We start from the raw sequence: 26,940 nt of genomic DNA, 5'->3' as shown, positions 1-26,940 counted from the left end.
GCGATGTCACCGTGCACGTACCGCAAACGCGGTGGGAGACCAGAAGGTTCCCCGGATACAGGGTGTTCACACCCGTTCGCGCACAGCCGGTCAGCAACTCACGCCGATTCGTTCAGAATCCCATCACTCTCCGTGCATCCACTGCTCCATCACCGCGAGCAGATGATCAGGATCGACCGGCTTCGTCACATAGTCGGAGGCACCGCAGTCGATCGCCTTCTCCCGGTCGCCCTTCATCGCTTTCGCGGTGAGCGCGACGATCGGCAGTCCGGCGAACTGCGGCATCCGGCGGATCGCGGTCGTGGTCGCGTACCCGTCCATCTCGGGCATCATGATGTCCATCAGCACGACCGTCACATCGTCGTGCTGCTCCAGGACTTCGATCCCCTCGCGGCCGTTCTCGGCATACAGCACGGCCAGCCCGTGCTGCTCCAGCACACTGGTGAGCGCGAAGACGTTACGGATGTCGTCGTCGACGATGAGCACCTTCTCACCCCGGAACCGGAACGTCCGCCGGGGCGCCGGAGCCTCCTCCGTACCGGCCGGACCCGCCTGCACCCACTCCTCCTGCGGAGCGCTCTCGCCGACGGGCCGCCCGGCCGGCAGTGCGGGCCGTCGGGCCGCGTCCCCGAGGGCCTTGCGCCGCCGCCGGAACACCCCGGCGGAGTTGGCCGGGTCGCCGAGCGGAGCCGAGTCGCCGTTGGGCGACCCCTGCCCGTTCTCGGACCCGCCGCCCAGCCCCTCGGAGGAACCGGAACCCACCTGGGGGTAGCCCTGGGGCGGCAGTTCGGCGCGGTGCAGCGGCAGGTACAGGGTGAAGGTGGAGCCCCGGCCCGGCTCGCTCGCCGCGTGGATCTCACCGCCGAGCAGCCGCGCGATCTCCCGGCTGATGGAGAGCCCGAGACCGGTGCCGCCGTACTTGCGGCTCGTCGTGCCGTCCGCCTGCTTGAACGCCTCGAAGATCACCAGCATCTTGCTGGACGCGATCCCGATCCCGGTGTCGGTCACCGAGAACGCGATCAGATCGGCGTCCGCGTCCCGCAGCGAGCCCGCCTCCAGCAGGTGCTCCCGGATCGCGTTCGGCACATCGGCGCCGGCCGGCCGGATCACCAGCTCCACCGCCCCGCTGTCGGTGAACTTCACCGCGTTCGACAGCAGATTGCGCAGCACCTGGAGGAGGCGCTGCTCGTCCGTGTGCAGCGTCGCGGGAAGCTCCGGCGAGACCCGTACGGAGAAGTCGAGACCCTTCTCCGCGGTGAGCGGGCGGAAGGTCGCCTCCACGTAGTCGACCAGCTGGACCAGCGCGATCCGGGTCGGGCTGACATCCATCTTGCCCGCCTCGACCTTGGAGAGGTCCAGGATGTCGTTGATCAGCTGGAGCAGGTCGGAACCGGCCCCGTGGATCGTCTCGGCGAACTCGACCTGCTTCGGCGACAGGTTGCCCTCGGCGTTGTCCGCCAGCAACTTGGCCAGGATCAGAAGCGAGTTGAGCGGCGTACGCAGCTCGTGCGACATGTTCGCCAGGAACTCGGACTTGTAGCGCATCGAGACCGCGAGCTGCTCGGCGCGCTCCTCCAGCACCTGCCGCGCCTCCTCGATCTCGGTGTTCTTCACCTCGATGTCGCGGTTCTGCTGGGCCAGCAGCTCGGCCTTCTCCTCCAGTTCGGCGTTGGACGCCTGGAGGGCCTTCTGCCGGTTCTCCAACTCCTGAGAACGGTCGCGCAGTTGCTCGGTCAGCTCCTGGGACTGCTCAAGGAGCTTCTCGGTCTTGGTGTTGACGCTGATGGTGTTGACGCTCGTCGCGATCATCTCGGCGAGCTGGTTGAGGAAGTCCCGCTGGATATGCGTGAACGGCTGGAAGGAGGCCAGTTCGATCACGCCGAGCACCTTGCCCTCGAAGAGCACCGGCAGCACGATCACATGCGCGGGCGGCGCCTCGCCGAGCCCGGAGGAGATCTTCAGATACCCCGGCGGAACGTTGTCGACCTGGATCGTCCGCTTCTCCTCGGCCGCCGTCCCGATGAGCGTCTCACCGGGCCGGAACGAGGTCGGCATCGAACCTGCGGAGTAGCCGTAACTCCCCCGCATCCGCAGCTCGTACGAGCTGTCGTCGGCGTTGTCCGGACCCACCTCGTCCGGGTCGCCCGGCGACATCGCCAGGAAGAACGCGCCGTGCTGCGCCGAGACCACCGGCGTCAGCTCGCTCATGATCAGCGAGGCCACGTCGTCCAGATCGCGGCGGCCCTGCATCAGACCGGAGATCCGGGCCAGGTTGCCCTTCAGCCAGTCCTGTTCCTTGTTGGCGAGGGTGGTGTCGCGCAGATTGGCGATCATCGTGTTGATGTTGTCCTGGAGGACCTGGATCTCGCCGGCCGCGTCCACGTCGATCTTCAGATTGAGATCGCCGCGGGTCACCGCCGTGGCGACGGCCGCGATGGCCCGCACCTGCCGGGTCAGGTTCCCGGCCATCTCGTTCACCGACTCGGTGAGGTCGCGCCAGGTGCCGTCCACGTCCCGCACCCGCGCCTGACCGCCCAGCTGCCCTTCGGTGCCCACCTCACGGGCGACCCGGGTGACCTGGTCGGCGAACGAGGAGAGCTGGTCGACCATCGTGTTGATGGTGTTCTTCAGCTCCAGGATCTCACCCCGGGCGTCGATGTCGATCTTCTTCGTCAGATCGCCCTTCGCGATGGCCGTGGTGACCGTGGCGATCTGGCGCACCTGCCCGGTCAGGTTGGAGGCCATCGAGTTCACGGACTCGGTGAGGTCCTTCCACGTCCCCGAGACCCCCGGTACCCGGGCCTGACCGCCCAGCTCGCCTTCCGTACCCACTTCGCGGGCCACCCGTGTGACCTCGTCCGCGAAGGAGGACAGCGTCGTCACCATGGTGTTGACGGTGTCGGCCAGCTCCGCGACCTCGCCGCGCGCCTCCACGGTGACCTTCTTGGTCAGGTCACCGTTGGCGACCGCGGAGGAGACCCGGGAGATGTTACGTACCTGGCTGGTCAGGTTGTTGGCCATCAGGTTGACGTTGTCGCTGAGGTCCTTCCAGATGCCGGTCGCCCCGCGCACCCGCGCCTGACCGCCCAGGATGCCCTCGGTACCCACCTCGCGGGCCACCCTCGTGACCTCGTCCGCGAAGTTCAGCAGCTGGTCGACCATCGTGTTGACGGTCGTGACCAGTTCGAGGATCTCGCCCTTGGCGTCGACGGTGATCTTCTTGGAGAGATCGCCCTTGGCGACCGCGGTGGTGACCTCCGCGATGTTGCGGACCTGGAGAGTCAGGTTGTTCGCCATGCCGTTGACGGACTGGGTGAGGTCCTTCCACGTACCGGAGACACCCTGCACCTCGGCCTGTCCGCCGAGGATGCCCTCCGTACCCACCTCGCGGGCGACCCGCGTCACCTGCTCGGCGAAGTTGGAGAGCTGGTCCACCATCGTGTTGAGGGTGTTCTTCAGCTCCAGGATCTCGCCGCGCGCGTCCACGTCGATCTTCTGCGACAGGTCACCGCGCGCCACCGCCGTGGCGACCTGCGCGATGTTGCGGACCTGGGCGGTGAGGTTCCCCGCCATGCCGTTCACCGAGTCGGTGAGATCGCGCCACACTCCGGCCACACCGGGCACCTGCGCCTGACCGCCCAGCCGACCGTCCGTACCCACCTCGCGGGCGACCCGGGTCACCTGGTCGGCGAAGGCGGAGAGCTGGTCGACCATGGTGTTGATCGTGTTCTTGAGCTCCAGGATCTCGCCCCGGGCGTCCACGTCGATCTTCTGCGACAGGTCGCCCCGCGCCACCGCCGTCGTCACCTGGGCGATCTGCCGCACCTGGGAGGTGAGGTTCCCGGCCATGAAGTTGACGGAGTCCGTCAGCTCCTTCCACGTACCGGAGACGCCGTCCACGCGGGCCTGGCCGCCGAGCCGGCCCTCGGTGCCCACGTCCCGGGCCATCCGCGTCACCTGGTCGGCGAAGCTGGACAGCTGCGCCACCATCGTGTTGACGGTGTTCTTCAGCTCCAGCATCTCCCCGGCCACATCCACGGTGACCTTCTGGGAGAGGTCACCGTTGGCGACGGCCGTGGTCACCTGGGCGATGTCCCGGACCTGGCCGGTCAGGTTGCGGAAGGCGGTGTTCACCGAGTCGGTGAGGTCCTTCCACGTCCCGGCCGCGCCCGGCACCTCCGCCTGGCCGCCGAGCCGGCCCTCGACACCGACCTCCCGCGCGACGCGGGTCACCTCGGAACCGAACGACTGGAGCTGGTCCACCATCGTGTTGACGGTGTTCTTCAGCTCCAGCATCTCCCCGGCCACGTCGACCGTGACCTTCTGCGACATGTCGCCGCTGGCCACCGCGGTCGTGACCTGAGCGATGTCACGCACCTGGGTGGTCAGGTTCCGGAAGACCGTGTTCACCGAATCGGTGAGGTCCTTCCACGTCCCCGCGGCACCCGGCACCTGCGCCTGACCGCCGAGAAGCCCCTCGCCACCGACCTCGCTCGCCACACGTGTCACTTCGTCGGCGAAGGTCCGCAGCGTCTCGGTCATCTGGTTGATCGTCTCGGCGAGCTGGGCGACCTCGCCGCGCGCGCTCACCGTGACCTTCTGCGTCAGGTCACCGCTGGCGACCGCCGTCGTCACCTCGGCGATGCCGCGCACCTGGGAGGTGAGGTTGCCCGCCATCGTGTTGACGGAGTCGGTGAGGTCCTTCCACACCCCGGCCACGCCCGGCACGGCCGCCTGACCGCCCAGCTCGCCCTCCGTACCCACCTCACGGGCGACGCGCGTCACCTCGGAGGAGAACGAGGACAGCTGGTCGACCATCGTGTTGACGGTGTTCTTCAGCTGGAGCATCTCGCCGGCCACATGGACGGTGACCTTCCGCGACAGATCACCCTTGGCGACCGCCGTCGTCACCAGCGCGATGTCACGGACCTGGGCGGTCAGCCGGTACGCCATGGTGTTGACGGAGTCCGTGAGGTCCTTCCAGGACCCGGACATCCCGCGCACCTGCGCCTGGCCGCCGAGCTTGCCCTCGGTGCCGACCTCGACGGCGACGCGCGTCACCTGTTCGGTGAAGACCGACAGCTGGTCGACGAGGTTGTTGACCGTACGGGCGACCTTCAGGAACTCCCCGCGCAGCGGGCGTACCGTCTCGTCCGTCGTGTGCGACCGCAGCTCCATCCGCTGCTCCAGGTCACCGTCGGCGACCGCCGACAGCACCCGGCCCACCTCGGAGACCGGTCGCGCGAGATCGTCGACGAGCTCGTTGGAGGCATCGATCGCCGCCGCCCAGGAACCCTCCAGGGCCCCGGTCTCCAGCCGCTCCGTCAGCTTGCCCTCACGCCCGACCACCCGCCGGACCCGCGCCAGCTCACCCGTGAGGTGGAGATTGCGGTCGGCGACCTCGTTGAAGACCGCCGCGATCTCCGTCATCACGCCGTCGCCGGAGACGGTGAGCCGCCTGCGGAAATTGCCGTCGCGCATCGCCGCGAGTCCCGCCAGCAGTCTGTTCAGAGCTGCCGCGTCGACCTCGACGGTGCCATTGCGCTGCTTTTTCACGGACTGCCCGCCTTTTGTACGCGTTTCTGAACCCCGCGCCGCCACGCCAGACTCCACCGTGTCCCTCCCGCAGGGGTTGACCGTTTCGCTCGGGCCTATCCGGAAGCTTGCCCAGCTCCACTGTGGACCACCGCCACGGCCCACCGTCAACGGGTGGCCGGGCGGACGTCAAATCGTTGCAACGTACCAGGCCGGAACAGGTCGGCGGGCAACCTCCCCCGCTTGCACCCCCTCACTCCTACCGGAACGCATACTCGTACGCCCGCGCACAACTCCTGCGCCGCCTTGTCCCGATCTCGGCCCTCGTGTACCCGGCACCCTTCCCGAACGTCTAGCCTGGCAAGCGAATCGAAGCGGCGAGAAACGGGCACAGGACTCGGGGAAGCGACGAGACACCAATATGGGGAGTGCTGTGATCACCGCGCGCGCGGCCGCCACCTTCGAACCGGTCGGGCGCTCGGTCGCGACCGCCCGCGCCTTTGTCCGGGACACCCTCCAGGGGTGGGGGTACAACGATGTCGTCGACGACGCCGTCGTCCTCACCAGCGAGCTCGTCACCAACGCCGTGGTCCACGCGGGGACGGCGGCCGACGTGCTCTGCCTCCGTACCGAGGACGGCGTACGCGTCGAGGTCGCCGACCATTATCCGGAGCGTGAGGTCCCGCTCCAGAGCAGCGGACTCGACTTCGGCTCCCCGGACCGCGAGAACGGCCGCGGCCTGCTGCTCTGCGCCGCCCTGGCCTCCCGCTGGGGCGTCGAGTACACCCCCACCCGCAAACATGTCTGGTTTCAGCTGGACCTCCCCGAGCGCCCGGTCGGCATCCGGTCCGCGGGACCGCTCCTGCCCACCGCGCTGCTGCCCGTGGCCGACCAGCGCGTACGGGTCGCCGTCGTCCAGATCGACCACTCCGGGTCGATCGCCGCGTGGAACGACGACGCGGCCTTCCTCTTCGGGCACGCCGCGGACCAGGTCGCCGGCAAGCAGCTCACCGACTTCGTGGCCTGGCCGCACACCCCCGGCACCAACACCGGCATCGCGGACGCGCTCCGGCTCTCCCGCTGGGAGGGCAGCTACGGCATCCGCTGCGCCGACGGCCGCGTCACCCCCGTCTACGCCTCGCACCTGCGGGTCCGCGACACCGACGGCGAACCGTCCACGGTCTGCCTCCTCGTCCGCGACTACGAACGTGCGGTCCTCCAGTCCCCGGCCCGCGCCCCGGTCTCCGACGGCGCCTCCGAGAACCGCTCCACGGACCCGTTCGAGGTCTTCATCGGCTCCCCCGCCCCCGACGACCTGGACGGTCTGCTCCAGCGGACGGTGGAGCGGGCCCGCGACATGCTGGACGCGGACTCCGCGTTCCTCCTGCTCGCCACCGACGACGAGACGGAGCTGGAGGTCCGCGCCACGACCGGCCTCCCCTCGGCCCGCCAGCGCTTCGCGAGAGTCCCCGTCGAAGCCGGAACAGGACGCTACGGCTCCGCCCGGATGCCGGCCGTCCACGAGGACCTGACCGCCGTCCCCGGCGCCGTTCCCCTGCTCACCGACACCGGGATGCGTTCGGTCGTCACGGTCCCGCTGAAGGTCGAGGGCCGCCTCACGGGCTCCCTCGGCGTCGCGGCCGAGGCGCCCGGACGCTACTCGAACGAGGAGGCCCTGCGCCTCCAGTTCGCCGCCGACCGCATCGCCCTGGCCGTGGAGTCCGCACGCCTCGGCGAGCTGGAACGGCTGCGCCGGGGCTCGCTCTCCTTCCTCGTCGAGGCCTCCGACCTGCTGGCCGGCACCCTCGACCGCGACCAGACGCTGGCGCTGATGGCCCAGATGACGGTCCCGACCCTCGCCACCTGGTGCGCGGTCTACACGATCGCGGACCAGTCCTCGGACCCGTACCTCTCGTACGTGCTCCACGAGGACGAGGACCTCATCGACGGCCTCAAAGCCCTGCTCTCCAAGATCGCACCGCCCGACCCGGTCCCAACGCCGGGCGCCCGCATCTGGGCCGCCCCTTCCGAGGCCGGCCACCGCGCGGCGCTGTCCACCTCCGCCCGCAGCCTGGACCACGACGCGCCGCTGAGCATGTCCACGGCCACCCGCACGATCCTCGCCACGGCCCAGGCGGTCGGCGGGGAGACGGTGGTCCTGCCGCTGGTGGCCCGCAACCGCGTGATCGGCATGCTGACGCTCGGAAAGCCCTCGGACGACCACTTCCGCCAGGAGATCCTGGAACTGGCCGAGGACCTCTCCCGCCGGGCCGCCCTGGCCCTGGACAACGCGCGCCTGTACTCGGAGCGCATGGCGATCAGCCAGTCCCTCCAGCGCAGCCTGCTGCCCCCGGGCCTCCCCGACGTCCCGAACGTCGAGATCGAGGTCATCTACCGCGCCGCGGGCGAGGGCAACGAGGTAGGCGGCGACTTCTACGACGTCTTCCCGATCCACGACGGTGCGTACGGCTTCGCCATCGGCGACGTCTGCGGTACGGGCCCCGAGGCCGCCGCCGTCACCGGCCTGGCCCGCCACGCGCTGCGCCTGCTGGCCCGCGAGGGCTTCACGGGCCCGGCAGTCCTGGAGCGCCTCAACGCTGCCATTCTCGACGAGGGTGCCCGCAGCCGCTTCCTGACCCTCCTGTACGGCGAGCTGTGGCCCCAGGAGGACGGCAGCGCCCTCCTGAAGGTCGTCTGCGCCGGCCACCCGCTCCCGCTGCGCCTGCGCCAGGACGGCTCGGTGGAGGCAGCGGCCGAACCACAGCCCCTGCTCGGCGTCCTGGAGGACCTGGAGCTGTACCAGGAGGAGGTCACCCTCAACCCGGGTGACGTCCTCCTCTGCGTCACGGACGGCGTCACCGAACGCCGCGAGGGCACCCGCATGCTCGGCGACGACGGCCTGGCGGACGTCCTGTCGACCTGTACGGGCCTGACGGCCGGAGCGGTCGCCGCACGCATCCTGCGAGCCGTGGAGCGCTTCGCGGCGGAGCCCGCATCGGACGACATGGCCATCCTGGCGATGCGTGTCCCGGAGCCGCCCCACGTCTGATGTGAAGTAACAAATGCGAAAGGCCCCCGCCAGAGGCGGGGGCCTTTCGCATTCTCTCTGAGCCCCAATGCGGAATCGAACCGCAGACCTTCTCCTTACCATGGAGACGCTCTACCGACTGAGCTATTGGGGCCTCGCTGCGCTGTGGCAACGAGGTAAACCATACACGGGATTCGGGGATCCACATAATCGCGGCCGGCACGAGTCTGCTGGTCTGCTGGACGTCCGTCCCAGGACAGCGGGCATTGGGTCCGGAACGCAGGAAAGCCCCGCACCACAAGGGTGCGGGGCTTTCCCGGAAAAATTGTTCGGCGGCGTCCTACTCTCCCACAGGGTCCCCCCTGCAGTACCATCGGCGCTGAAAGGCTTAGCTTCCGGGTTCGGAATGTAACCGGGCGTTTCCCTAACGCAATGACCACCGAAACACTATGAAATTAGAACACCGGACAAAAACACGGCCGTTCGTTATTTCAGAACTAACACAGTGGACGCGAGCAACTGAGGACAAGCCCTCGGCCTATTAGTACCAGTCAGCTCCACCCCTTACAGGGCTTCCACATCTGGCCTATCAACCCAGTCGTCTACTGGGAGCCTTAACCCTTCAAGAGGGTGGGAATACTCATCTCGAAGCAGGCTTCCCGCTTAGATGCTTTCAGCGGTTATCCTTTCCGAACGTAGCCAACCAGCCATGCCCTTGGCAGGACAACTGGCACACCAGAGGTTCGTCCGTCCCGGTCCTCTCGTACTAGGGACAGCCCTTCTCAATATTCCTACGCGCACAGCGGATAGGGACCGAACTGTCTCACGACGTTCTAAACCCAGCTCGCGTACCGCTTTAATGGGCGAACAGCCCAACCCTTGGGACCGACTCCAGCCCCAGGATGCGACGAGCCGACATCGAGGTGCCAAACCATCCCGTCGATATGGACTCTTGGGGAAGATCAGCCTGTTATCCCCGGGGTACCTTTTATCCGTTGAGCGACAGCGCTTCCACAAGCCACTGCCGGATCACTAGTCCCGACTTTCGTCCCTGCTCGACCCGTCGGTCTCACAGTCAAGCTCCCTTGTGCACTTACACTCAACACCTGATTGCCAACCAGGCTGAGGGAACCTTTGGGCGCCTCCGTTACTCTTTAGGAGGCAACCGCCCCAGTTAAACTACCCATCAGACACTGTCCCTGATCCGGATCACGGACCCAGGTTAGACATCCAGCACGACCAGAGTGGTATTTCAACGACGACTCCACAACCACTGGCGTGGCCGCTTCAAAGTCTCCCACCTATCCTACACAAGCCGAACCGAACACCAATATCAAACTATAGTAAAGGTCCCGGGGTCTTTCCGTCCTGCTGCGCGAAACGAGCATCTTTACTCGTAGTGCAATTTCACCGGGCCTATGGTTGAGACAGTCGAGAAGTCGTTACGCCATTCGTGCAGGTCGGAACTTACCCGACAAGGAATTTCGCTACCTTAGGATGGTTATAGTTACCACCGCCGTTTACTGGCGCTTAAGTTCTCAGCTTCGCACACCCGAAAGTGCACTAACCGGTCCCCTTAACGTTCCAGCACCGGGCAGGCGTCAGTCCGTATACATCGCCTTACGGCTTCGCACGGACCTGTGTTTTTAGTAAACAGTCGCTTCTCGCTGGTCTCTGCGGCCACCCCCAGCTCAAGCAGCACGTGCTATCACCAGGAATGGCCCCCCTTCTCCCGAAGTTACGGGGGCATTTTGCCGAGTTCCTTAACCATAGTTCACCCGAACGCCTCGGTATTCTCTACCTGACCACCTGAGTCGGTTTAGGGTACGGGCCGCCATGAAACTCGCTAGAGGCTTTTCTCGACAGCATAGGATCATCCACTTCACCACAATCGGCTCGGCATCAGGTCTCAGACATCATGCACGACGGATTTACCTACCGTGCGTCCTACACCCTTACCCCGGGACAACCACCGCCCGGGCTGGACTACCTTCCTGCGTCACCCCATCGCTTACCTACTACAAGTCTGGTTCATCGGCTCCACCACTACCCTCAACTCCGAAGAGATCGGGCCGGCTTCACGGACTTAGCATCGCCTGATTCAGTACTGGGCGTTTCAAAGCGGGTACCGGAATATCAACCGGTTGTCCATCGACTACGCCTGTCGGCCTCGCCTTAGGTCCCGACTTACCCTGGGCAGATCAGCTTGACCCAGGAACCCTTAGTCAATCGGCGCACACGTTTCTCACGTGTGTATCGCTACTCATGCCTGCATTCTCACTCGTGAACCGTCCACAACTCGCTTCCGCGGCTGCTTCACCCGGCACACGACGCTCCCCTACCCATCCACACAGGCGTTGGCCCTATATGTGTGAATGACACGACTTCGGCGGTACGCTTGAGCCCCGCTACATTGTCGGCGCGGAATCACTTGACCAGTGAGCTATTACGCACTCTTTCAAGGGTGGCTGCTTCTAAGCCAACCTCCTGGTTGTCTCTGCGACTCCACATCCTTTCCCACTTAGCGTACGCTTAGGGGCCTTAGTCGATGCTCTGGGCTGTTTCCCTCTCGACCATGGAGCTTATCCCCCACAGTCTCACTGCCGCGCTCTCACTTACCGGCATTCGGAGTTTGGCTAAGGTCAGTAACCCGGTAGGGCCCATCGCCTATCCAGTGCTCTACCTCCGGCAAGAAACACACGACGCTGCACCTAAATGCATTTCGGGGAGAACCAGCTATCACGGAGTTTGATTGGCCTTTCACCCCTAACCACAGGTCATCCCCCAGGTTTTCAACCCTGGTGGGTTCGGTCCTCCACGAAGTCTTACCTCCGCTTCAACCTGCCCATGGCTAGATCACTCCGCTTCGGGTCTAGAGCGTGCAACTCAAACGCCCTGTTCGGACTCGCTTTCGCTACGGCTTCCCCACACGGGTTAACCTCGCTACACACCGCTAACTCGCAGGCTCATTCTTCAAAAGGCACGCAGTCACGACTGCATGTGCAAGCACATACAGCGACGCTCCCACGGCTTGTAGGCACACGGTTTCAGGTACTATTTCACTCCGCTCCCGCGGTACTTTTCACCATTCCCTCACGGTACTATCCGCTATCGGTCACCAGGGAATATTTAGGCTTAGCGGGTGGTCCCGCCAGATTCACACGGGATTTCTCGGGCCCCGTGCTACTTGGGTGGTTCTCAAGCAAGCCGTTGATGTTTCAGCTACGGGGGTCTTACCCTCTACGCCGGACCTTTCGCATGTCCTTCGCCTACACCAACGGTTTCTGACTTGCCGACCAATCGGCAGATTGATCAAGAGAACTCCCACAACCCCGTAAGCGCAACCCCTGCCGGGTATCACACGCATACGGTTTGGCCTCATCCAGTTTCGCTCGCCACTACTCCCGGAATCACGGTTGTTTTCTCTTCCTGAGGGTACTGAGATGTTTCACTTCCCCTCGTTCCCTCCACACTGCCTATGTGTTCAGCAGCGGGTGACAGCCCATGACGACTGCCGGGTTTCCCCATTCGGAAACCCCCGGATCAAAGCTTGGTTGACAGCTCCCCGGGGACTATCGTGGCCTCCCACGTCCTTCATCGGTTCCTGGTGCCAAGGCATCCACCGTGCGCCCTTAAAAACTTGGCCACAGATGCTCGCGTCCACTGTGCAGTTCTCAAACAACGACCAGCCACCCACCACCCCGTCCTTGCGGACGAGTTCACCGGGGCCGGAAAGAAGGCAGCCATCACGGCCATACCTTCAGACACCCAACAGCGTGCCCGACCCGACGATCCGTTCACCACGTTCCACGCCGAAGCAGTACTAGTGACCAACAAACCATCGTGCCGAATAGTCAACGTTCCACCCATGAGCAACCAGCACCGAACACTCGCCGGTGTACTGGCCTCTGACCAAACCAGGTTTGGTAAGAAGTGCTCCTTAGAAAGGAGGTGATCCAGCCGCACCTTCCGGTACGGCTACCTTGTTACGACTTCGTCCCAATCGCCAGTCCCACCTTCGACAGCTCCCTCCCACAAGGGGTTGGGCCACCGGCTTCGGGTGTTACCGACTTTCGTGACGTGACGGGCGGTGTGTACAAGGCCCGGGAACGTATTCACCGCAGCAATGCTGATCTGCGATTACTAGCAACTCCGACTTCATGGGGTCGAGTTGCAGACCCCAATCCGAACTGAGACCGGCTTTTTGAGATTCGCTCCGCCTCGCGGCATCGCAGCTCATTGTACCGGCCATTGTAGCACGTGTGCAGCCCAAGACATAAGGGGCATGATGACTTGACGTCGTCCCCACCTTCCTCCGAGTTGACCCCGGCAGTCTCCTGTGAGTCCCCATCACCCCGAAGGGCATGCTGGCAACACAGAACAAGGGTTGCGCTCGTTGCGGGACTTAACCCAACATCTCACGACACGAGCTGACGACAGCCATGCACCACCTGTATACCGACCACAAGGGGGGCACCATCTCTGATGCTTTCCGGTATATGTCAAGCCTTGGTAAGGTTCTTCGCGTTGCGTCGAATTAAGCCACATGCTCCGCTGCTTGTGCGGGCCCCCGTCAATTCCTTTGAGTTTTAGCCTTGCGGCCGTACTCCCCAGGCGGGGAACTTAATGCGTTAGCTGCGGCACCGACGACGTGGAATGTCGCCAACACCTAGTTCCCAACGTTTACGGCGTGGACTACCAGGGTATCTAATCCTGTTCGCTCCCCACGCTTTCGCTCCTCAGCGTCAGTAATGGCCCAGAGATCCGCCTTCGCCACCGGTGTTCCTCCTGATATCTGCGCATTTCACCGCTACACCAGGAATTCCGATCTCCCCTACCACACTCTAGCTAGCCCGTATCGAATGCAGACCCGGGGTTAAGCCCCGGGCTTTCACATCCGACGTGACAAGCCGCCTACGAGCTCTTTACGCCCAATAATTCCGGACAACGCTTGCGCCCTACGTATTACCGCGGCTGCTGGCACGTAGTTAGCCGGCGCTTCTTCTGCAGGTACCGTCACTTTCGCTTCTTCCCTGCTGAAAGAGGTTTACAACCCGAAGGCCGTCATCCCTCACGCGGCGTCGCTGCATCAGGCTTTCGCCCATTGTGCAATATTCCCCACTGCTGCCTCCCGTAGGAGTCTGGGCCGTGTCTCAGTCCCAGTGTGGCCGGTCGCCCTCTCAGGCCGGCTACCCGTCGTCGCCTTGGTAGGCCATTACCCCACCAACAAGCTGATAGGCCGCGGGCTCATCCTTCACCGCCGGAGCTTTTAACCCCGTCCCATGCAGGACAGAGTGTTATCCGGTATTAGACCCCGTTTCCAGGGCTTGTCCCAGAGTGAAGGGCAGATTGCCCACGTGTTACTCACCCGTTCGCCACTAATCCACCCCGAAAGGCTTCATCGTTCGACTTGCATGTGTTAAGCACGCCGCCAGCGTTCGTCCTGAGCCAGGATCAAACTCTCCGTGAATGTTTACCCGTAATCGGGTGCACACACACGAGAGCGGAACAACCGGTCGGAATAAGACCCGTTGTTCACAGCGTCCTCGCTGTGTAATTGCCTACCGTCACCGAAGTGAGCCGGTAGGACTTTCAAAGGAACCACCAACCTGCCGAAGCAGGCCGGGGTATCAACATATCTGGCGTTGACTTTTGGCACGCTGTTGAGTTCTCAAGGAACGGACGCTTCCTTCGGTCCCGTATCACCGGGGCCCTCCGGGCGCTTCCCTTCGTGTTTCTTTGTCTTGCTGTCCTGCGTTTCCGACTCTATCAGACTCTCTCGTGTCCGATTCCCGGCCGAAGCGGGTCAAGCGGGTTGCTTTCCAGGTTCTTCGCTTTCGCGTTTTCCCTTTCCGGCGGTTCCAACTTTACCAGACTCTTTTTCGTTCCGTTTCCGGTCCGAATTCGATTTCCGGTGGCCTGTGGAGGGCCTTGCCTTTCGGCGGATCCGACGTTATCAGAGATTCTGAGTCGGAATTCCCGCCCCTTCGGGTTGTCCCGACGCACGACTGTGCGCGGTGCTTCCCGGTCAGGCGGAGCCGTAAACGTACTGGAGCGGGGCGCCCCGATGCAAATCGAGGGGCCCCGCTCCCGTACGGGCTGGTCAGAGGGGTCAGACCTCGACGACGACCGGGAGGATCATCGGGCGCCGGCGGTAGGTGTCGGAGACCCACTTGCCGACGACGCGGCGGACCATCTGCTGGAGCTGGTGAGGCTCCATCACGCCGTCCTGGGCCGACTTGTCCAGGGCTTCCTGGATCTTCGGGGTGACGCCGACGAACGCGTTGTCGTCGATGCCGGAGCCCCGGGCCTGGATGTGGGGGCCGCCCACGATCTTGCCGGAGGAGCTGTCGACCACGATGAAGACCGAGATGATGCCCTCGTCGCCGAGGATGCGGCGGTCCTTGAGGGAGGTCTCGGTGACATCGCCGACGGAGAGGCCGTCGACGTACACGTACCCGGCCTGGACCTTGCCGACGATCTTGGCCTTGCCGTCGATGAGGTCGACGACCACGCCGTCCTCGGCGATGACGATGTGGTCCTTGGGCACGCCCGTGAGGGCTCCCAGCTCGGCGTTGGCGCGCAGATGGCGCCATTCGCCGTGGACCGGCATCAGGTTCTTCGGCTTGCAGATGTTGTAGAAGTACAGCAGCTCGCCGGCCGAGGCGTGGCCCGAGACGTGGACCTTGGCGTTGCCCTTGTGGACGACGTTGGCGCCCCAGCGGGTGAGGCCGTTGATCACGCGGTAGACCGCGTTCTCGTTGCCGGGGATGAGGGACGACGCCAGGATCACCGTGTCGCCGGGGACGATCCGGATCTGGTGGTCGCGGTTGGCCATCCGGGAGAGGGCGGCCATCGGCTCGCCCTGCGAGCCCGTGCAGACCAGCACGACCTCGTCGTCGGGCAGGTCGTCGAGGGTCTTCACGTCGACGACCAGGCCCGCGGGGACCTTCAGATAGCCGAGGTCACGGGCGATGCCCATGTTGCGGACCATGGAGCGGCCGACGAAGGCGACCCTGCGGCCGTACTCGTGGGCGGCGTCCAGGATCTGCTGGATGCGGTGCACATGGCTGGCGAAACTCGCCACGATGATGCGCTTCTGCGCGTTGGCGAAGACCGTGCGCAGGACGTTGGAGATGTCCCGCTCGGGCGGGACGAAGCCGGGGACCTCGGCGTTCGTGGAGTCCGAGAGGAGGAGGTCGATGCCCTCCTCGCTGAGGCGCGCGAACGCGTGCAGGTCGGTGAGACGGCCGTCCAGCGGGAGCTGGTCCATCTTGAAGTCACCGGTGGCCACGGCCAGGCCCGCGGGGGTGCGGATGGCGACCGCGAGAGCGTCCGGGATCGAGTGGTTGACCGCGATGAACTCGCAGTCGAAGACGCCGATGCGCTCGCGCTGGCCCTCGGTGACTTCGAGGGTGTACGGGCGGATGCGGTGCTCCTGGAGCTTCGCCTCGATGAGCGCGAGGGTCAGCTTCGAGCCGATGAGCGGGATGTCAGGCTTCAGGCGCAGCAGGTACGGGACACCACCGATGTGGTCCTCGTGGCCGTGCGTGAGGACGATGCCCTCGATGTCGTCCAGGCGGTCCCGGATCGTGGTGAAGTCCGGCAGGATCAGGTCGATGCCCGGCTGCTCCTCCTCGGGGAAGAGGACGCCGCAGTCGACGATGAGCAGGCGGCCGCCGTACTCGAAGACCGTCATGTTGCGGCCGATCTCGCCGAGGCCGCCGAGCGGGGTGACCCGCAGGGCGCCCTTCGGGAGCTTCGGGGGGGTACCGAGTTCAGGGTGCGGATGGCTCAAAAGACTCTCCTTAACCACACACGCCACGTACCGCTGAGGCACGTGGCGCGCATGTCATTCGTGCACTTGCAGTTGTCTTGGGGTGCTGCTCTTCGCGAGGTGCCTCGCTCGTTCTCTTCATTCAGTTGTGAAGTCTGTGGTTACAGCTGTACCCCGCCGGCGGCCAGGTCGATCTTGAGCTGGGCCGTCTCCTGTGCGGTGAGTTCCACCAGGGGCAGGCGCAGCGGTCCGGCCGGGAGGCCCTGGAGCGTCAGTGCGGCCTTGGTGGTGATCACGCCCTGGGTGCGGAACATGCCGGTGAAGACCGGGAGCAGCTTCTGGTGGATCTCGGTGGCCTTCTGGACGTCGCCGCCCAGGTGGGCCTCGACGAGCGCCCGCAGGTCCGGGGTGACCACGTGGCCCACGACGGAGACGAAGCCGACCGCGCCGACCGAGAGGAGCGGCAGGTTGAGCATGTCGTCGCCCGAGTACCAGGCGAGGCCGGACTGGGCGATGGCCCAGCTGGCACGGCCCAGGTCACCCTTGGCGTCCTTGTTGGCGACGATCCGCGGGTGGTCGGCCAGCCGTACCAGGGTCTCCGTGTCGATCGGGACCCCGCTGCGGCCGGGAATGTCGTACAGCATCACGGGCAGGTCCGTGGAGTCGGCGATGGCCGTGAAGTGCCGCAGGAGGCCTTCCTGCGGCGGCTTGTTGTAGTACGGCGTGACGGCGAGGAGCCCGTGGGCGCCGGTGCGCTCGGCGGTGCGGGCGAGGTCGACGCTGTGCCGGGTGTCGTTGGTCCCGATGCCGGCGACGACGTGCGCCCGGTCGCCGACCGCTTCGAGCACAGCCCGTACGAGCTGGTCCTTCTCCGCGTCACTGGTGGTCGGGGACTCACCGGTGGTGCCGTTGACGATCAGCCCGTCGTTGCCTGCGTCCACCAGGTGGGTGGCGAGCCGCTGTGCGCCGTCGAGGTCGAGAGCGCCGTCCGCCGTGAAGGGCGTGACCATAGCGGTGAGGACCCGCCCGAAGGGGGTCTGCGGAGTGGAGATCGGAGCCATGGGTAACACGCTACTCGCTGCTCAGCGCGTGGTCCCCTTTAGGGGGACCGGGAAAGAGGAGCCCGGCACTGCCTGCTCGGGGGTTCAAGCAGTGCCGGGTCCGTTTGATCAGCCTAGATGAACTTCTCGAAACGCCGCAATACGGACACCGCTTACGGGGCTACTCGTCCATTTTTGTTGAAGGCCGCATGAGTGAGCGGCATGAGCTGCGCCCAGTGGGCTTCCATCTGCTCGCCGACCATCTCGATCTCGCGCTGCGGGAAGGACGGGACCTTCGCCAGCTCATGCTGGGTGCGCAGGCCGAGGAAGTGCATCAGGGAGCGTGCGTTGCAGGTGGCGTACATGGTCGAGAAGAGGCCGACCGGGAGGACCGCACGGGCGACCTCGCGGGCCACGCCCTCCGCCAGCATCTCCTGGTAGGCCGCGTAGGAGGCCCGGTAGGAGTCCTCCATGGCGCGGGTCGTGAGGTCGTACTGGGCCTCGGTGCCCTCGACGAACTCGTACTTTCCGGGGCGGCCCTGCTGGACCAGCTTGCGGGAGGTTCCGGGGACGTAGAAGACCGGCTCCAGCTCCCGGTAGCGGCCCGATTCCTCGTTGTACGACCAGCCCACGCGGTGCCGCATGAACTCGCGGAACACGAAGATCGGGGCGCTGATGAAGAAGGTCATCGAGTTGTGCTCGAACGGGCTGCCGTGCCGGTCCCGCATGAGGTAGTTGATCAGCCCCTTGGACCGCTCCGGGTCCTTGGTGACCTCTTCCAGCGACTGCTCGCCGGCGGTGGAGACCCGGGCGGCGAACAGCACGTCCGCGTCGCCCGCGGCACTTTTCACCAGCTCAACGGTGACATCGCTACGGAAGTGGGGCTTTGCGGGTTCGGGGGTGTCGGTCACCGGCGGGGGTCCTTCCAGGGGCGGCGCTGGGCGGCGACCACTTTACGGGCCGGGTGGGCGACGCATGCACGAGGCGGTGTCGGGCAGCCGTTCGTGGAGTCCGTCCAACAAGTACGGCGATTCGGGCACCGATCCGGCTGTTCGTACGTCTGACTCATTAGCAGCACCCGCCACTGAGATCAAGGAGAGTTTCCTCATGTTCCGCCGGCGTGAATCCGTCCCGTTCTCGTTCGTCGCCGAGTCCGACCGATTCCGCAGTAATGTCACTCCCCCTCCCTCCCCCGCGCCAGCGTTCCCCAGCTGCTGGGGCGCTCCCTCGTCGGGCTGACCGTGGTCGCCGGGCTCGTGGGGTCGCTGCTGCTGGGTCTTCCGGCACTCGACTCCGGGCAGTCCGCCTCGCACGGCAAGCAGTCCGAGGCGTCCCAGGGCCGCTGAGCACTTCCCGGGGCCGCTGAACTACTCGTACGGACCCCCTGGGGTGGTCGGGTCGGGGGCCGCCTCGGTAGCCTCACCGGGCACAGCAATCGAGCGTGCTTGTGAGTGAGGATGAGTCGTGCCCCTGCCCTTTCTGACGGCCGACCGCGCATTCGATGCGAGCGCGGAGGACGCTGCGCTGCCGTTCGACGACCACGACAGCTGGCGGCGGCCCTACCGCCCCGGTCCGTGGCGGGTCGCGGCGGCGGCCGGCCAGTTGTTGCTGGCCTCGTTCGTGCTGCTCGCGGCGATGATCATCGCTTTCGCCGGAGCGCCTTCCGGTGCCGTGCTGTGTCTGCTGCTGGCCGGTGTGCTGATCGGTGCCGCTCTGCGGCTCCTGCGGGTCGGCGCGTGGGTGAGCCGGCATGGTGTGCGGCGCGTGGGGTTCTTCCGGACCACCACGGTGCCGTGGGGGTCCACCGCCTCCGTCCGGACGGTCCAGCAGCCGGTGAAGTGGCTGGGGCTGCCCCGTACGGTGCAGGGCCAGGCGCTGATCGTGGTCCGGCAGAACGGTGAGGCGCTGCCGCCGCTGGTCTCCGACCACAACGCGGACTTCCTCGGGCGCGAGGAGGCGTTCGAGCGGGCCACGGACGCGGTGGAGGCCTGGGCGGATGAGTATCGGCACGGGTGAGCCGTTGCCGTTGCGTGTACGTGGGTGAGCCCGGGACCGTTCGTCGGTCCCGGGCTCATCCGCGTACGGCGTGATACCTCGTCTGTGTACGGCGTGAAAGATGTCCTCAGACGCCGGACGGGCTGGTTCCACGGAGGGCGATGGCCCTCTGCATGGCCTTGCGGGCCCTCGGGGTGTCCCTGGCGTCCTGGTAGGCCACCGCCAGCCGGAACCAGGCGCGCCAGTCGTCCGGGGCGTCCTCCGTCTCCTCGCGGCGCTTCGTGAAGACCGCGTCGGCCGCGTCACGGTCGATGCGGCCGGACGGGGTGCGGGCCAGGTCGTCGACCGGCAGGCCGCCCTCCGCGTCCAGTTCGGCGGCGAGCGCGTTGGCCCGGCGGACGAACTGGGTGTTCTTCCAGAGGAACCAGATCCCGATCACCGGCAGGATCAGCACGGCTACGCCGAACGTGACCGTGAGCAGCGTGCCGTGGCGGATGAGCATCAGACCGCGGCTGCCGACCAGGACGAAGTAGAAGACCAGGACGGCGGCCGTGATGAAGTAGGTGATCTTGGCGCGCATGGGGGCCCGTCAGTTCAGGTCGAGGAAGTGTTCCAGGCCGAAGGTGAGGCCGGGAGTGGTCACCACGCGGCGGACACCAAGCAGGATGCCCGGCATGAAGCTGCTGTGGTGGAGGGAGTCGTGGCGGATGGTGAGGGTCTCGCCCTCGCCGCCGAGCAGCACTTCCTGGTGGGCCAGCAGGCCGCGCAGCCGGATCGCGTGGACCGGGACCCCGTCGACGTCCGCGCCGCGCGCGCCGTCCAGGGCGGTGGTGGTGGCGTCCGGCTGGGGGGCGCTGCCCGCTTCGGCGCGGGCCGCCGCGATGAGCTGGGCGGTGCGGGTGGCGGTGCCGGAGGGGGCATCGGCCTTGTTGGGGTGGTGGAGCTCGACGACCTCGACCGACTCGAAGTAGCGGGCGGCCTGCTCGGCGAACTTCATGGTCAGGACGGCGCCGATGGAGAAGTTCGGGGCGATGAGGACGCCGGTCTCCGGGGAGTTGTCCAGCCAGGTGGTGAGCTGCGCGAGCCGTTCGTCGTTCCAGCCGGTGGTGCCCACCACGGCGTGGATGCCGTGCCGGACGCAGAAGTCGAGGTTGCCCATGACCGATGCCGGGGTGGTCAGCTCGACGGCGACCTGGGCACCTGCCTCGGCGAGGGCCTCCAGCTTGTCGCCCCGGCCCAGCGCCGCCACCAGCTCCAGGTCGTCGGCGGCCTGGACGGCCCGGACGGCCTCGGAGCCGATCCGGCCGTTCGCACCGAGAACGGCTACGCGCAGCTTGCTCATTGTGGTTCCTTAAGGGATTAAGGGGTTAGGAGACCGCTTCTTCCAGGCGGTCCGCCTGCTTGTCCTTGAGCGGGCCGATGACCGAGAGCGAGGGGCGGTGGGTGAGGAGCTCGCCCGCCACCTCCCGTACGTCGTCGGGGGTGACCTCCGCGATGCGGGCCAGCATGTCGTCGACCGACATCTGCTCGCCCCAGCACAGCTCGCTCTTGCCGATCCGGTTCATCAGCGCGCCGGTGTCCTCCAGGCCGAGGACGGTGGAGCCCGAGAGCTGGCCGATGGCGCGGGTGATCTCGTCGTCGTCCAGGCCGTGGGTGGCGACCCGGTCCAGCTCGTCGCGGCAGATCTTCAGGACGTCGTGGACCTGGCTGGGACGGCAGCCCGCGTAGACGCCGAAGAGGCCGCAGTCGGCGAAGCCCGAGGTGTACGAGTACACGCTGTACGCCAGGCCGCGCTTCTCCCGTACCTCCTGGAAGAGGCGCGAGCTCATGCCGCCGCCGAGGGCGGTGTTGAGGACGCCGAGCGCCCAGCGGCGGTCGTCGGTGCGGGCGAGGCCGGGCATGCCGAGGACCACGTGGGCCTGCTCGGTCTTGCGGTTCAGCAGCTCCACCTTGCCGGCGGTGCGCAGGGTGCGGGAGCCCTCGCGGGGCGCCACGGGGACGGCGTCCGTACGGGAGAGGGCACCGGCCTTCTCGAAGGCCTTGCGGACCTGGCGTACGACCGTGGCGTGGTCGACGTTGCCCGCGGCGGCGACGACCAGGTGCGTGGGGTCGTAGTGCTTCTTGTAGAAGCGGGCGATCTGGCCCCGGTTCAGGGCGTTGATCGTGTCGACGGTGCCGAGGACCGGGCGGCCGAGGGGGGTGTCGCCGAGCATCGTGTGCGCGAACAGGTCGTGCACGCAGTCGCCCGGGTCGTCCTCGGTCATCGCGATCTCCTCGAGGATGACGCCGCGCTCGGCGTCGACGTCCTCGGGGGCGATCAGCGAGCCGGTCAGCATGTCGCAGACGACGTCGATCGCGAGCGGCAGGTCGGTGTCGAGGACCCGCGCGTAGTAGCAGGTGTACTCCTTCGCCGTGAAGGCGTTCATCTCGCCGCCGACCGCGTCGATCGCGGAGGAGATGCCGAGGGCGGTGCGCTGGGCGGTGCCCTTGAAGAGGAGGTGTTCGAGGTAGTGGGTCGCGCCGTTCAGGGTGGGCGTCTCGTCGCGGGAACCGACGTTGGCCCAGATGCCGAAGGTGGCGGACCGGACGGAGGGCAGGGTCTCGGTGACGATCCGCAGACCGCCGGGGAGGACGGTCCGGCGGACCGTTCCGATGCCGTTGCTGCCCTTGAGAAGCGTTTGGGTACGGGCGACGGCCCGCCCCTCCGAGGAGGGGCGGGCCGTCGTCGCGGAACTACGGGACGTCACTTGTCGGTGTCGTCCTTCGTCTCGTCCTCTTCACCCTCGATGACGGGGATCAGGGAGAGCTTGCCGCGCGAGTCGATCTCGGCGATCTCGACCTGGACCTTGGCGCCGACGCCGAGCACGTCCTCGACGTTCTCCACGCGCTTGCCACCGGCGAGCTTGCGGATCTGCGAGATGTGCAGCAGGCCGTCCTTGCCCGGCATGAGCGAGACGAACGCGCCGAAGGTGGTCGTCTTGACGACCGTACCCAGGTAGCGCTCGCCGACCTCCGGCATGGTGGGGTTGGCGATCGCGTTGATCGTGGCGCGGGCGGCCTCGGCCTGCGAACCCTGCTGGGCACCGATGTAGATGGTGCCGTCGTCCTCGATCGTGATGTCGGCGCCGGTGTCCTCCTGGATCTGGTTGATCATCTTGCCCTTGGGGCCGATGACCTCACCGATCTTGTCCACCGGGATCTTGACGGTGATGATCCGCGGGGCGTTCGGGGACATCTCGTCCGGGACGTCGATGGCCTCGTTCATGACGTCCAGGATGTGCAGACGCGCGTCACGGGCCTGCTTCAGCGCGGCGGCCAGGACCGAGGCGGGGATGCCGTCGAGCTTGGTGTCGAGCTGGAGCGCGGTCACGAACTGCTTCGTACCGGCGACCTTGAAGTCCATGTCGCCGAAGGCGTCCTCCGCACCGAGGATGTCGGTGAGGGCGACGTAGTGGGTCTTGCCGTCGATCTCCTGCGAGATCAGGCCCATGGCGATACCGGCGACGGCGGCCTTGAGGGGGACACCGGCGTTCAGCAGCGACATGGTGGAGGCGCAGACCGAGCCCATGGACGTCGAGCCGTTGGAGCCCAGCGCCTCGGAGACCTGGCGGATCGCGTAGGGGAACTCCTCGCGCGAGGGGAGAACCGGCACGATGGCGCGCTCGGCGAGCGCTCCGTGGCCGATCTCGCGGCGCTTGGGCGAGCCCACGCGGCCGGTCTCACCGACGGAGTACGGGGGGAAGTTGTAGTTGTGCATGTAGCGCTTGCGGGTCACCGGGGAGAGGGTGTCCAGCTGCTGCTCCATGCGGAGCATGTTGAGGGTGGTGACGCCCAGGATCTGGGTCTCGCCACGCTCGAACAGCGCCGAGCCGTGCACGCGCGGGATGGCCTCGACCTCGGCGGCGAGCGTACGGATGTCCGTGACGCCACGGCCGTCGATGCGGACCTTGTCCTTGATGACGCGCTCGCGGACCAGCTTCTTGGTCAGCGCGCGGTACGCGGCGGAGATCTCCTTCTCGCGGCCCTCGAAGGCCGGGAGCAGCTTCTCGGCGGCGATCTCCTTGACGCGGTCCAGCTCGGCCTCGCGGTCCTGCTTGCCGGCGATGGTGAGCGCCTGCGTCAGCTCGGAGGTGACGGCCTTGGAGAGCGCCTCGAAGACGTCGTCCTGGTAGTCCAGGAAGACCGGGAACTCGCCGACCGGCTTGGCGGCCTTGGAGGCGAGGTCGGACTGGGCCTTGCAGAGCGCCTTGATGAAGGGCTTCGCGGCGTCCAGACCGGCGGCGACGATCTCCTCGGTGGGAGCCTCGGCGCCGTCCTTGACGAGCTGGATGGTCTTCTCGGTGGCCTCGGCCTCGACCATCATGATCGCGACGTCGCCGTCCTCCAGGACGCGACCGGCGACGACCATGTCGAAGACGGCGTCCTCGAGCTCGGTGTGCGTCGGGAACGCGACCCACTGGCCCTTGATCAGGGCGACGCGGGTGGCGCCGATCGGGCCGGAGAAGGGCAGGCCCGCCAGGATGGTGGAGCAGGAGGCGGCGTTGATCGCGACCACGTCGTACAGGTGGTCGGGGTTGAGCGCCATGATCGTCTCGACGATCTGGATCTCGTTGCGCAGGCCCTTCTTGAAGGAGGGGCGCAGCGGGCGGTCGATCAGGCGGCAGGTGAGGATCGCGTCCTCGGAGGGCCGGCCCTCACGACGGAAGAAGGAGCCGGGGATCTTGCCGGCCGCGTACTGCCGCTCCTCGACGTCCACCGTGAGGGGGAAGAAGTCGAGGTTGTCCTTGGGCCGCTTGGAGGCGGTGGTGGCCGACAGCACCATGGTGTCGTCGTCCAGGTACGCGACGGCGGAGCCGGCGGCCTGCTTGGCCAGGCGGCCCGTCTCGAAGCGGATGGTGCGGGTGCCGAAGGTTCCGTTGTCGATAACGGCCTCGGCGTAGTGGGTCTCGTTCTCCACTAGTGATTTCTCCATACTCGTCGTCTTTCGTCCTGCCGCCCGTATGGCGGAGGACGGTGCGGGAGAAGCGCACCGTGTGTGCGGGCCGGTCTTCGATCGAAGCTCCCGGGCATGTTCCCGGGGGCCACTACCGAGGACCGGCGGCGGCGTCGCTGCGCCTCTCCCTATCTACTGCGGTGGTGCGGTGTAACGGGTGTTCCGGTGTCCAGGTTACTGAGCTTGGCACCGGTCGCGCACGTACAGAAAAGGGAGCGGTCCCCTCAGACGCGGGAACCGCTCCCTCTCCACGGCGTACTTACTTGGCGCCGCCGGCCGCACCGCGGCGGATGCCGAGGCGGTCGACCAGCGCACGGAAGCGCTGGATGTCCTTCTTGGCCAGGTACTGCAGGAGGCGGCGACGCTGGCCGACCAGGATCAGCAGACCACGACGGGAGTGGTGGTCGTGCTTGTGCGTCTTGAGGTGCTCCGTCAGGTCCGAGATCCGGCGGGAAAGCATGGCGACCTGGACCTCGGGGGACCCGGTGTCGCCCTCCTTCTGCGCGAAGTCGGACATGATCTGCTTCTTCGTAGCGGCGTCGAGCGGCACGCGTACTCCTCTTGGTGTTCGAAGCGCCCACGAGTGCCCCTGGTCTTGATCTCAGGGGAGCTTCCGTGACTCGGAGGCGAAGGTCCGATGAGCGCAGTCCCCAGGAAGACCCGGAGAGGCGTACACAAACGGCCATTGGTCAGAGTACCAGCCATTCGGGTCACACCCGGACGGCCCTCTCCGGCCCTCTCCGGTGGTCAGCTGGTGAGGGCGCGGATCGAACGGTAGACGTCGAAGACCGCCAGGCACAGCGGCAGCAGGGTGAGCAGGACCACCGTCTCGGCGATCTCCAGGAAGCGGCCCCAGAACGGGGTGACCCCCTTGCGCGGCACGATCAGGCCGATGGCGGTGATCAGGGCGGCGACGCCCGCGACGGCGGCGGCGAGCCACACCGTACGGATGTCCAGGGCGGTGCCGTCCCCCCGCAGGGCGTCGCGCACCAGGGTGAGCGGCGGGTTGAGGGAGAGGCCGAGGCCCAGGAGGACGAGGGAGCCGAGGCCCGCGGCGAGGGTGCAGCCGACCTGGGCGGTGTAGCGGAACAGGTGGGCCCGCATCAGCATGGCGACCCCGGTGGCCAGGGCGAGCAGCCGGCCCCAGACGTTGTCCGAGAAGCCGAGCACCGCGGCGGCGGCCACGGCCACCAGGGCGCAGCCGCCGACCAGGCCGAGGAGCAGCTCGTGGCCCCGGCGCGCCTGGGCGGCGATCCGTACGGCGTCGACCGGGCCCTGGGGCGCCGGCTCGGAGGTGCCGTAGTCGCCGACGGCGGAGCGGGGCGGTTCGAAGCCGATGGGGAGGCGGGCGAAGCGGGTGGAGAGGCCGGGCAGGAAGGCCAGGGCGCCGACGGCGAAGGGGGCGCAGACGGCTGCGGCCTCGATGGGCGCCAGCTCCGCCGTGATCGCGATGAAGGTGACGACGAGGCCGGTGGCGCCGGCGAAGACGAACGCGACGAACGGGCCGTCGCCGCCGGGTGCGGTGATCATGAGGATGACCGCGACGACCAGCACGGCGGCGCAGGCCAGCAGGAACTGCAGCCGGCCCACGCCCTGGCCGGTACTGAGCGAGAGCAGCCCGGAGCCGGCGACCGCGGCGTTCACCATGGCGCCGGTGCCGAGCGCGATGGCCGAGCCCCGGTCGTCGTAGATCCGCGCGCGGACGCAGGCGAGGGCGAGCAGGAGTACGGCGGTGACCGCGGCCAGGATGCCGGGCAGGCCGTGCATGTCGTGCCGGGGGTCGGCGGTCCAGAGCACGAAGCCGAGCAGGGTCAGCAGGACGGAGCCGCCGAAGAGGCCGGCGCCGCGCATGAGGGAGTCGCCCCAGAGGGTGCGGTCCTTGGCCACGGCGGTGGCGACGGCGTCGGAGACGTCGTCGAAGACGGCGGGCGGCAGCGACTCGGCGAAGGGCCGCAGGGAGAGCAGCTCGCCGTCGAGGATACGGTGGCCGGCCAGCGTACGGGCGCTGTCCAGGACGGTGCCGTCACGGCGTACGAGGTGGTAGCCGACGGGGGCGCCGGGGGTGGGGCTCTGTCCGGAGAGCCGGAGGATCTCGGGGTAGAGGTCGGCGACGGGCACGTCCTCGGGCAGGGCCACGTCGACCCGGCTGTCGGGGGCGACGACCGTGACCCGGCAGAAGCCCGTGCCGTTGCCGGACGGAACTCCGTGACCCGGCCGGCCGGTCGTGGTGGCTGCCGCTTGGGCCGTCATTGTCACCTGCTGCTCCCCCTGTTGCCGCTCTGGACCTTGATACTTCTGCGCGTCCGTATCTCTCTACGCGTTCGTACTTCTGCACCTTCGCAGTTCTGCGCGTCCGTACTTCTGCGCGTCCCTGCTTCCGCGCCTCGGCGCTGTGCGTCCGTGCCGCCGCTGCGGGGTGTCCGCGGACGTTCCGGAACCGCCGCGCGCCGTTCCGGAACGTCCGCCGGAGACACTGCTCAGGACGGTGGATATCGCCCCTCGTCCCGAATGACCGCCTTCTTGCGGTAGTTAGCGGATGCGTATACGCATCGCGACACCCTACCGCCCTCCG

The 26,940-nt window shown here is 66.7% G+C and carries 12 protein-coding genes, 1 tRNA gene, 3 rRNA genes and 1 pseudogene; 3 read left to right on the top strand and 14 right to left on the bottom strand.

Annotated features, from left to right (window positions below; genetic code table 11):
• Positions 1–123 precede the first annotated feature (123 nt).
• Complete coding sequence (locus tag D6270_RS25775) at positions 124–5,556, bottom strand: HAMP domain-containing protein (RefSeq protein WP_151414723.1); 5,433 nt, start codon at positions 5,554–5,556, stop codon at positions 124–126.
• Between the two features lie 400 nt (positions 5,557–5,956).
• Between D6270_RS25775 and D6270_RS25770 the strand changes: the two genes are divergently transcribed.
• On the top strand, positions 5,957–8,584 hold the full coding sequence (locus D6270_RS25770; protein WP_109163287.1) for a SpoIIE family protein phosphatase: 2,628 nt from the start codon (positions 5,957–5,959) through the stop codon (positions 8,582–8,584).
• Between the two features lie 60 nt (positions 8,585–8,644).
• On the opposite strand, the gene D6270_RS25765 is transcribed toward D6270_RS25770, so the two are convergent.
• The 7 genes from D6270_RS25765 to thyX all read right to left on the bottom strand — a co-directional run bounded on the left by D6270_RS25765 (position 8,645) and on the right by thyX (position 18,291).
• Positions 8,645–8,717: transfer RNA gene (locus D6270_RS25765), tRNA-Thr, on the bottom strand.
• 173 nt (positions 8,718–8,890) lie between these two features.
• A 5S ribosomal RNA gene (rrf, locus tag D6270_RS25760) occupies positions 8,891–9,007 on the bottom strand.
• A 77-nt stretch (positions 9,008–9,084) separates the two neighbouring features.
• A 23S ribosomal RNA gene (locus D6270_RS25755) occupies positions 9,085–12,209 on the bottom strand.
• 298 nt (positions 12,210–12,507) lie between these two features.
• Positions 12,508–14,033: ribosomal RNA gene (locus D6270_RS25750) — 16S ribosomal RNA — on the bottom strand.
• Together the 16S, 23S and 5S rRNA genes with 1 tRNA gene alongside form the textbook arrangement of a ribosomal RNA operon.
• A gap of 642 nt (positions 14,034–14,675) precedes the next feature.
• Positions 14,676–16,361 carry a ribonuclease J gene (locus tag D6270_RS25740; RefSeq protein WP_109163288.1) on the bottom strand — a complete coding sequence of 562 codons (1,686 nt, stop codon included), beginning with the start codon at positions 16,359–16,361 and terminating at the stop codon, positions 14,676–14,678.
• A 140-nt stretch (positions 16,362–16,501) separates the two neighbouring features.
• A complete protein-coding gene (gene dapA, locus D6270_RS25735; protein ID WP_109163289.1) occupies positions 16,502–17,401 on the bottom strand; it encodes a 4-hydroxy-tetrahydrodipicolinate synthase in 900 nt (299 codons plus the stop codon).
• Between the two features lie 152 nt (positions 17,402–17,553).
• Positions 17,554–18,291, bottom strand: coding sequence for an FAD-dependent thymidylate synthase (gene thyX / locus D6270_RS25730; protein ID WP_109163290.1), 738 nt, complete (start codon positions 18,289–18,291; stop codon positions 17,554–17,556).
• Between the two features lie 196 nt (positions 18,292–18,487).
• Here thyX and D6270_RS25725 point away from each other — a divergent pair.
• Positions 18,488–18,726 (top strand): annotated as a pseudogene (locus D6270_RS25725) (hypothetical protein).
• A 118-nt stretch (positions 18,727–18,844) separates the two neighbouring features.
• Positions 18,845–19,396 (top strand): SCO5741 family PH domain-containing membrane protein, encoded by a 552-nt coding sequence (locus D6270_RS25720; RefSeq protein ID WP_109163292.1) that lies wholly within the window; start codon positions 18,845–18,847, stop codon positions 19,394–19,396.
• A gap of 106 nt (positions 19,397–19,502) precedes the next feature.
• Here D6270_RS25720 and D6270_RS25715 read toward each other — a convergent pair whose 3' ends face one another.
• The 6 genes from D6270_RS25715 to eccD all read right to left on the bottom strand — a co-directional run bounded on the left by D6270_RS25715 (position 19,503) and on the right by eccD (position 26,618).
• On the bottom strand, positions 19,503–19,955 hold the full coding sequence (locus D6270_RS25715; RefSeq protein WP_109163293.1) for a tetratricopeptide repeat protein: 453 nt from the start codon (positions 19,953–19,955) through the stop codon (positions 19,503–19,505).
• A 9-nt stretch (positions 19,956–19,964) separates the two neighbouring features.
• A complete protein-coding gene (gene dapB, locus D6270_RS25710) occupies positions 19,965–20,717 on the bottom strand; it encodes a 4-hydroxy-tetrahydrodipicolinate reductase (RefSeq protein ID WP_109163294.1) in 753 nt (250 codons plus the stop codon).
• Between the two features lie 25 nt (positions 20,718–20,742).
• Complete coding sequence (locus D6270_RS25705) at positions 20,743–22,122, bottom strand: M16 family metallopeptidase (RefSeq protein WP_109163295.1); 1,380 nt, start codon at positions 22,120–22,122, stop codon at positions 20,743–20,745.
• On the bottom strand, positions 22,119–24,332 hold the full coding sequence (locus D6270_RS25700; RefSeq protein ID WP_093692938.1) for a polyribonucleotide nucleotidyltransferase: 2,214 nt from the start codon (positions 24,330–24,332) through the stop codon (positions 22,119–22,121). The genes D6270_RS25705 and D6270_RS25700 overlap by 4 nt, the downstream gene beginning before the upstream one ends.
• A gap of 295 nt (positions 24,333–24,627) precedes the next feature.
• Positions 24,628–24,918 (bottom strand): 30S ribosomal protein S15, encoded by a 291-nt coding sequence (gene rpsO, locus D6270_RS25695; protein WP_015611843.1) that lies wholly within the window; start codon positions 24,916–24,918, stop codon positions 24,628–24,630.
• Between the two features lie 197 nt (positions 24,919–25,115).
• Positions 25,116–26,618 (bottom strand): type VII secretion integral membrane protein EccD, encoded by a 1,503-nt coding sequence (gene eccD / locus D6270_RS25690; protein WP_109163296.1) that lies wholly within the window; start codon positions 26,616–26,618, stop codon positions 25,116–25,118.
• Positions 26,619–26,940: the final 322 nt, after the last annotated feature.

It is taken from the genome of Streptomyces griseus subsp. griseus (genome assembly GCF_003610995.1).
Lineage (GTDB): Bacteria > Actinomycetota > Actinomycetes > Streptomycetales > Streptomycetaceae > Streptomyces.
This window is presented reverse-complemented; position numbering and strand designations above follow the sequence as displayed.

What these genes read in the sequence shown, in the direction of transcription:
- D6270_RS25715 (WP_109163293.1), bottom strand. Translation starts at nt 19,955, where the DNA reads ATGCGCGCCAAGATCACCTACTTCATCACGGCCGCCGTCCTGGTCTTC.
- dapB (WP_109163294.1), bottom strand. Translation starts at nt 20,717, where the DNA reads ATGAGCAAGCTGCGCGTAGCCGTTCTCGGTGCGAACGGCCGGATCGGC.
- D6270_RS25770 (WP_109163287.1), top strand. Translation starts at nt 5,957, where the DNA reads ATGGGGAGTGCTGTGATCACCGCGCGCGCGGCCGCCACCTTCGAACCG.
- eccD (WP_109163296.1), bottom strand. Translation starts at nt 26,618, where the DNA reads ATGACGGCCCAAGCGGCAGCCACCACGACCGGCCGGCCGGGTCACGGA.
- dapA (WP_109163289.1), bottom strand. Translation starts at nt 17,401, where the DNA reads ATGGCTCCGATCTCCACTCCGCAGACCCCCTTCGGGCGGGTCCTCACC.